This window comes from Phyllobacterium sp. P5_D12, assembly GCF_054049495.1.
Genome location: NZ_JBFUMG010000243.1, coordinates 1 through 6317, shown reverse-complemented (window position 1 = coordinate 6317; position 6317 = coordinate 1). Strand labels below are relative to the sequence as shown.

Sequence of the window (6317 nt, the reverse complement as noted above, 5' to 3'; positions counted from 1 at the left end):
AGAGCCAAGCCTTGCTAAAAGATCATAATAGTCATATTAGAAATGACAAAAAATCACTGTATGTCCCTTTCACGGAATGCGTCCTTCGCCTCTTCCCAGGGCGCGCGCATCCAGGTGTCGATCTCTTCCTCGGTCAGCAACAGGACTTGCATGGTCTTCTCATGGATCGGCTTGCACAGTTCTTTGGGATCCGTGGTCAAAAAGCCATAGAGATCGTCGATGGTCAGGCCGTCCTTGACCTTTCGCACACTCTGCCATTGCGGCACATGGATGCCGGCAAAGAACATCAGCGACTTCCTCGTCGCGAGCAAACCAAGCATTGGGCACCTTGCCACCGTCTTCTCGGCTGGCTGGCCGGATCGATCCGGTTCGGCAAAACTGGTGACCGGGACGAGGCATCTATTTTCGACACCGAACCATCGTTTCCAGTGTTGAAAATTGAGCTTGCGCACGTTCGTCGTGCCGCGGTCGGCCTTCATGCGGATCAGCTCTTCTAGATCGAAAGGCATGCCCTTCGCCGCGAGTTTCTCAGCCTTAGTCTTGGCCGCTTTCTCGAGTGCGAAACGCGGGGAGGGCAGTCCCCAGCGTGCATGGACGAGCTGCTACTTTCCCGCGGCAGTGTTGCGGACGATCGGCCCCATCTGATCGGGGTTCATCTCGTAGGCTGGCATCAGGTTGATCAGGCTTTCGGCGTCCTGGACCCATTTCGCGAACCAGTCCTTGTCTTCCATGCGATGAAGACTGCGCATTGCAGGCTATCTACTCCGCGTGAGCTCAAATGAAGACAATCTAGCAGATGGCGCTGATTGCCGTAAGACGGCGGCATTGTCCTGACGCTCTCGCAAACCCTTGTAGGAAGGATGACGCAGCTCGCCCTCCGGCGTCCAGGCTCGAAACTCGACCGCGGCGATCAAGGTCGGCTCGACCCAGACAGTGTCTGCTCTTTCGGAATAGGTCAATGACGACTGTTCTCGCTTCCAGCGCAATTTATCCAGCATCTTCCGCAATCTGATCACCTCGGCTTCCATGAAGCCGGTGCCGACGCTTCCGACGCGGACGAGATCGGCATCGCGGTAAGAGCAAGCACCAATGAGCCAAAGCCGATAGGGACGCCGTCGACGTCTCATTAGCCGACGATGAAGAAAGCCTCGCTCTGGACGCACTTGACTTTAACCCAATCACCGGTTCGGCCGGAAAAGATATCTTCTTTTTCCCTCAGCTGTCGCGCGCTTTCTCCTTGGCGATCTGCTGCACAAAATCGAGGAAAGCTCTTACCTTTGCCGGTGGCAGATGGCGCGCCGGATGGTATGCATACAAGGGAAAATGCTCGTCCGACCAGTCTTTGAGTATTTGTCTCAGTCCGCCGCTTTTGAGCCAGGGATCCAAACCGATCTCCAGGCTCTGGAAGATACCTTGGCCGGCAACGCAGGCGGCAATGGCAGCGGATGGGTCGTCAAAAATTATCCTGCCGTCGACTTTCGCGCTGACAACTTCACCACCTCGATGAAATTCCCATGGGAAAGCTCGGCCGGTTTCGGGGTCTCGGAACAGAATTACTTCGTAACCATTTATATCCTCCGGCCGGACCGGCTCGCCGAATTTCTCGAGATAGGCGGGGGCCGCGCACGTGATGACGCGGATATCCAAAAGCTTTCTTGCTATTAGTGACCCGGCATTGGACGAGCCAAATCGGACAGCCACATCGAACCCGCTCATCATGTCGTCACGCGCGTTCGTCGTCATAAGATCGATTTTCAGATCCGGATATTTTGCAGTGAGCCGCGGAAGCTGAGGTGCTAATACCATCCTTGCGAACCAAGGGTCGATCGATGCGCGCAGCCTCCCGGCGACCGCCGCTGCTGATCCCGCGGCCATCGCGGCGGCCTCCTCCAGACCGGCGACTAGCGGTAGGGCCTGCAGACGAAACAGCCGTCCCTCTTCAGTCAGCGCGACGGAACGCGTCGTGCGGTCAAACAGGCGCACGCCCATCCTCGTTTCAAGTCGCCCGATTGACCGGCTGATACCGGAAGGGGTCACTCCCAACACGTCGGCGGCCTTGGCGAAATTACCGGCGTCGGCAACTGCCAAGAATACACTCACCCCAGTAAGAAGACGTCCGTCAAAGCTCATGACAAGGCTTTCGCATTCCGTGAAAGGGAAATACAGTGATTTTTTGTCATTTGTAATATGACTATTATGATCTTTTAGCAAGGCTTGGCTCTRTGATAGGTATTCGCCGTCAGCCTTTCGAAGGCGAGYGGTTTACCAGACCCGCGATCCGTCTGGATTCAAGGTGAACGATCATGAATGAGATGACGAGAAGAAGAGCGGTGCTGACGCGCGGCACCATGGGCGCCGCGGCGGCATGTCTTGGGGCAAGCGCTGTTCAGGCAGCCASCCAACGCCCGCGCCTCAAAAATGCGAAGTTTAAATCCATCGATGCCGCGATACAGAAGGCAGTCAATGACGGCACGGTCGCTGGTGCAGTTGCTATGGCTGCAACGCAGAAGGGCGATGACCAACTGTCACGTTCGTTGTGACGTAAAGGCGTTCGGAACGCGGGGACAGTAGGATTATACGATCAAGGGCAGCAGCGCTTCGGGTCCCCAAAGTGCGCGAGCAGCGTCTCCACCACAGTGAGTTCGTGATCGAGCAGGCCCTGGAGGTCAGCGCTGTATCAGGCGCCATGTCCCAAACGTGGTCGCGTTTCGGCGGAGAGGCGTCGGTGGTCAACTTCGATCCAAGCAGCATCTTACAGCCGATAGAAAATTAATGATTAGAATGAAGAGGATAGCGTTTTGGATACCGATTTCGACGTTGTGCGACCGCTAGGCGTCATTGAGGAGTTCTTCTGGCTCTTCGATCATAGCTGTCCCAAGCATTTCTGTATTGTCGTAGAGATAAAAGGACGAACTCTCGTGACTGATTGGAGGGCGGCTGTAGATGCATTGCAGGCACGTCATCCAATGCTGTCTGTTTCGATCGATTCCACGCGACAGCGAGTACCCCATTTCTACAAAGGTTCCCGACGCCCCGTCCCGCTGCGCGTCGCGCCTTCAGGAACAACGTGGGAGAGAGAAGCGGAGCGTGAAATCAGTACGCTGTTTGATCCGACGGAGGGGCCGCTTGCTCGCGTGGTGTTGATCCATGAGATTGAGAAGTCCTTCGTTCTGCTGGTCACCCATCACGCGATTGCTGACGGCTTGTCATCGATCTTTATGCTGCGGGATTTGCTTTCGGCAATTTCGGGGCAGCGGCTGGATCCCTATGAATTCCCGCCCTCGATCGACCAGAAATTGGGTTTTCCGACACGGCCATCATCGGCGCCTGGAAAGAAATTCTCGCACACGCTCGCTGTCGAATGCCTGAAGAAGCCTGTGCACGTAAGGAGCATTATCCTCAAACCTGAAACGACCAGCCTACTCCGCGAACGTGCTCGTCTCGAAAGGACCACCATAAACGGTATTGTTTGTGCTACAGCAACTTTGGCAGGTCGCAGTATTGACCCATCCTGGCGCGACAGTGCGGTAAGCATCTTCTCTCCGGTGGACCTTCGCAAGCTACTGGAGCTCAACGACGAGTGCGTTGTTGCAGTAGCCAAGGCTTCAACGGTGATCGAACCCAACGCGCCCAACGATGCGTGGGAGATGGCAAGGTCAGTAACTGCTTCCATACTTCCGCTGAAGACGCTTGAGGGCGGAGCCCCCGTCTTCAGTGCGGTCTATGAGGCAATGTCGACTGACATGGATGAAGCTGATGGCGCTCGTTTCAACGCAGACGCCTTCTCTGAAACCATGCTCGTCTCCAATCTTGGGCAGGTCCCGTATTCCTCTTCGATCGGACATCTGACGATCGAGGCCCTTTGGGGTCCTGTGGTGCTTCGAGGCCACGATGCGGAGCAAACCATTGGCGTCTCAACTGTCAACGGCGCGCTGCATCTCGTCCATTCCAGCTGGTACCCATTGCCCGGCTTCTTAGAGGAAATCGAGCACAGACTGCAAAACGCATCGATTTGATCCGGCCGGCGGTGCGGCCCAGGCGCCTGATATGCCCACCCGACAGAGAAATGTAGACGATGCGCCGCTCGTATTGATCGTCGACGATGACGAGTTCATTCGGGCGGCGCTTGCCAACTTGCTCCGCAGCGTCGGCATCGAATGTGTCGGCTTTGCGTCCACCAAGGAACTGTTAGAAGCGGACATCCCCGACCGGGTCGGCTGCATGCTGCTCGACGTTCGCCTCCCCGGCCTCAGCGGTATAGAGCTGCAGGCGAATTTGAACAACCTCGGTTGGACCAAGCCGGTGATCTTCATGACCGGGCATGGAGACATCCCCATGTCGGTTCACGCCATGAAGGCGGGAGCTGTCGATTTCCTTACAAAGCCCTTCCGCGATCAAGACATGCTCGACGCGGTGAATACGGCAATTGACATCGACCGGGCGAACCGCCTGAGCAATGCCGAAACCGCCGGCCTTGCTGCGCTTGCCGCAACACTCACGCCACGCGAGCGGGAAGTAATGCAGGAGATCGCGAAAGGCTCGATGAACAAGCACATCGCCGCCAAGCTCGGCATAAGCGAGGCTACGGTCAAGTTGCACCGGGGCAACCTCATGCGAAAGATGAAGGCGCGGTCACTAGCAGAGCTTGTTCAAAAAACCGAACGCCTCAAACGCCCGTAATCTGGATGGGTCATTAGTTTTTTTACCCTGCACTCAGTAAGCGAACCTGTATCAATCGCGACTTGCGCCTGGATGTTGGTTCCCGGACGAAGGCGGGGAAAATGCAGCCTTTGGGTATTTTGTCTTCCTCTTCAGATGAAATGTCTTCGTTCCTGCTCACGCAAATCTACTGCCAACCAAATTCGCGAGCATACTGTCAACTGTGACACTGGGAAGCGTTGGCCGGCTCGTTGAATTAAGCTTCGCTCGCCGGGATTCCAAATGCCGGGACTCAAATATGGACAGCACCATCACTGTAGCCCGCGGTCGCACGGTCCGCCCTCGATGTGGGCGCGTCTCGAACCAGGTGCGTCCGTGCCATGCAGCCGGCCGACATGTTTCACCCCTGTCTACGGCCTGCCGGCACTGCGTAACGAGATCACGGGCAACGGCACCAAACGCCAGCATGAGCCTCCCCGCATCGTCGGGAGATTGCCGAGACCAGCTCTCGATCGCAAAACTGCCGCTGGCAAAGGATATCGATGACTTCGACTTTGCAAACACGCCCGTCAATGAGGAACTGATCCGCGACCTAGCACGGGCACATTTGTTGCCGACCAGCGCAATTGTGGTGCTGGTTGGCGGCACGGGGACAGGAAAGTCGCATCTGGCCATCGCCATTGCCCGTGCGGTTATTCGCAATGGCACACGCGGGCGCTTCTTCAGTGTCGTCGACCTCGTCAATCGTCTCGAAACGGAGACACGAAGCGGCAAGCAGGGCCGGATGGCAGACTACCTCAATCGCCTCGCTGGAACGCGCCGACCGAACTTTCAGCACCGGGACGATCAAGCTCGGGGCCGTTTGGCTAAATATCGGCAGCATAGACGAATGTATAGGTGATCCTGCATCAATTGCCACAACAGCCTCTGCCGCCGGAGGATAGCTAGCTCAAGAGGAGAGTAGTAACTTCAAAAGCACGCTAGCCAATCTGCTATTCACGACTAGCCGCAAGAGCTGACAATAGTCGCAACATGCGACGTCAATCCAAACTCACACCTTCCCGAAACAATGATAGAAAAGGTATTTGTGATGATATCGGCTTTACCTACTGAGCTCATCGACCTACGCTCCTCTATCGACAACATCGATGCTGCTCTGATCCACATGCTTGCCGAACGATTTCGCTGCACTCAGGCGGTCGGTGCCCTCAAGGCCAAGGCAGACCTTCCCTCGGCCGATCCGGACCGCGAAAAGCTCCAGGTCAGCCGACTGCGTTCCCTCGCCTTGTCCACCGGCCTCGACCCCGACTTTGCGGAAAAGTTCCTGAACTTCACGATCAGGGAAGTAAACAGGCATCACAAAACTACTGCCGCCAAGCACAATCGTCGTGCAGACGCTTGAGGATCTTATCATGTCAGATAATGAATTGAACGACCTCGCGGCAGGATTCAGTGCCACACGAAACCACGCCGAAGAACCCGCGACCAAACTCAGCCATGTCGATGCCCAGGCCTTTGAGAATATGAGAAACACACTCCATGAACTGGCCTTTTCCATACTGAATTCTGAACTGGAGGCCAACCGCGCCGTGAGGCGCACGCTTGTAAAATGGCTGCACGCCGACAGGGAAACGATAAAGAGTCCGCCATCATGGTTC

8 protein-coding genes and 2 pseudogenes are annotated in these 6317 nt (G+C 56.1%); 6 read left to right on the top strand and 4 right to left on the bottom strand.

Features of this window, described 5'->3' with window-relative positions; all coding sequences use genetic code 11:
• Window positions 1–53: 53 nt before the first annotated feature.
• The 4 genes and pseudogenes from ACXJ5O_RS15865 to ACXJ5O_RS15850 form a co-directional block, all read right to left on the bottom strand.
• Window positions 54–509: an SOS response-associated peptidase family protein gene (locus ACXJ5O_RS15865; RefSeq protein WP_457300723.1), complete on the bottom strand. Its 456-nt coding sequence runs from the start codon at window positions 507–509 to the stop codon at window positions 54–56.
• Window positions 510–602: 93 nt separating this feature from the next.
• On the bottom strand, window positions 603–749 hold the full coding sequence (locus ACXJ5O_RS15860; protein WP_457300722.1) for a hypothetical protein: 147 nt from the start codon (window positions 747–749) through the stop codon (window positions 603–605).
• A 6-nt stretch (window positions 750–755) separates the two neighbouring features.
• Window positions 756–1195: pseudogene (locus ACXJ5O_RS15855) on the bottom strand (ATP dependent DNA ligase); the annotation flags it as partial.
• A 20-nt stretch (window positions 1196–1215) separates the two neighbouring features.
• A complete protein-coding gene (locus tag ACXJ5O_RS15850; protein ID WP_457300721.1) occupies window positions 1216–2088 on the bottom strand; it encodes a LysR family transcriptional regulator in 873 nt (290 codons plus the stop codon).
• A gap of 215 nt (window positions 2089–2303) precedes the next feature.
• Here ACXJ5O_RS15850 and ACXJ5O_RS15845 point away from each other — a divergent pair, with 215 nt between their 5' ends.
• From ACXJ5O_RS15845 to ACXJ5O_RS15820, 6 genes and pseudogenes are all read left to right on the top strand, one after another.
• The gene (locus tag ACXJ5O_RS15845; RefSeq protein ID WP_457300720.1) at window positions 2304–2540 is read left to right on the top strand and encodes a hypothetical protein; all 237 of its coding nucleotides are present in this window, start codon (window positions 2304–2306) and stop codon (window positions 2538–2540) included.
• A 279-nt stretch (window positions 2541–2819) separates the two neighbouring features.
• Window positions 2820–4016 carry a phthiocerol/phthiodiolone dimycocerosyl transferase family protein gene (locus tag ACXJ5O_RS15840; protein WP_457300724.1) on the top strand — a complete coding sequence of 399 codons (1197 nt, stop codon included), beginning with the start codon at window positions 2820–2822 and terminating at the stop codon, window positions 4014–4016.
• 31 nt (window positions 4017–4047) lie between these two features.
• Window positions 4048–4680, top strand: a complete 633-nt coding sequence (locus tag ACXJ5O_RS15835; protein WP_457300719.1) for a response regulator transcription factor — start codon at window positions 4048–4050, stop codon at window positions 4678–4680.
• A 354-nt stretch (window positions 4681–5034) separates the two neighbouring features.
• Window positions 5035–5467 (top strand): annotated as a pseudogene (locus ACXJ5O_RS15830) (ATP-binding protein); the annotation flags it as partial.
• 282 nt (window positions 5468–5749) lie between these two features.
• The gene (locus ACXJ5O_RS15825; protein WP_457300718.1) at window positions 5750–6061 is read left to right on the top strand and encodes a chorismate mutase; all 312 of its coding nucleotides are present in this window, start codon (window positions 5750–5752) and stop codon (window positions 6059–6061) included.
• Window positions 6048–6317, top strand: a 270-nt coding sequence (locus ACXJ5O_RS15820; RefSeq protein ID WP_457300725.1) for a hypothetical protein, incomplete at its 3' end; no start/stop codon positions are given. The genes ACXJ5O_RS15825 and ACXJ5O_RS15820, both read left to right, overlap by 14 nt.

Coding starts and splice junctions, on each gene's coding strand:
- ACXJ5O_RS15865 (WP_457300723.1), bottom strand. CDS start 509: ATGCCTTTCGATCTAGAAGAGCTGATCCGCATGAAGGCCGACCGCGGC.
- ACXJ5O_RS15860 (WP_457300722.1), bottom strand. CDS start 749: ATGCGCAGTCTTCATCGCATGGAAGACAAGGACTGGTTCGCGAAATGG.
- ACXJ5O_RS15835 (WP_457300719.1), top strand. CDS start 4,048: ATGCCCACCCGACAGAGAAATGTAGACGATGCGCCGCTCGTATTGATC.
- ACXJ5O_RS15825 (WP_457300718.1), top strand. CDS start 5,750: ATGATATCGGCTTTACCTACTGAGCTCATCGACCTACGCTCCTCTATC.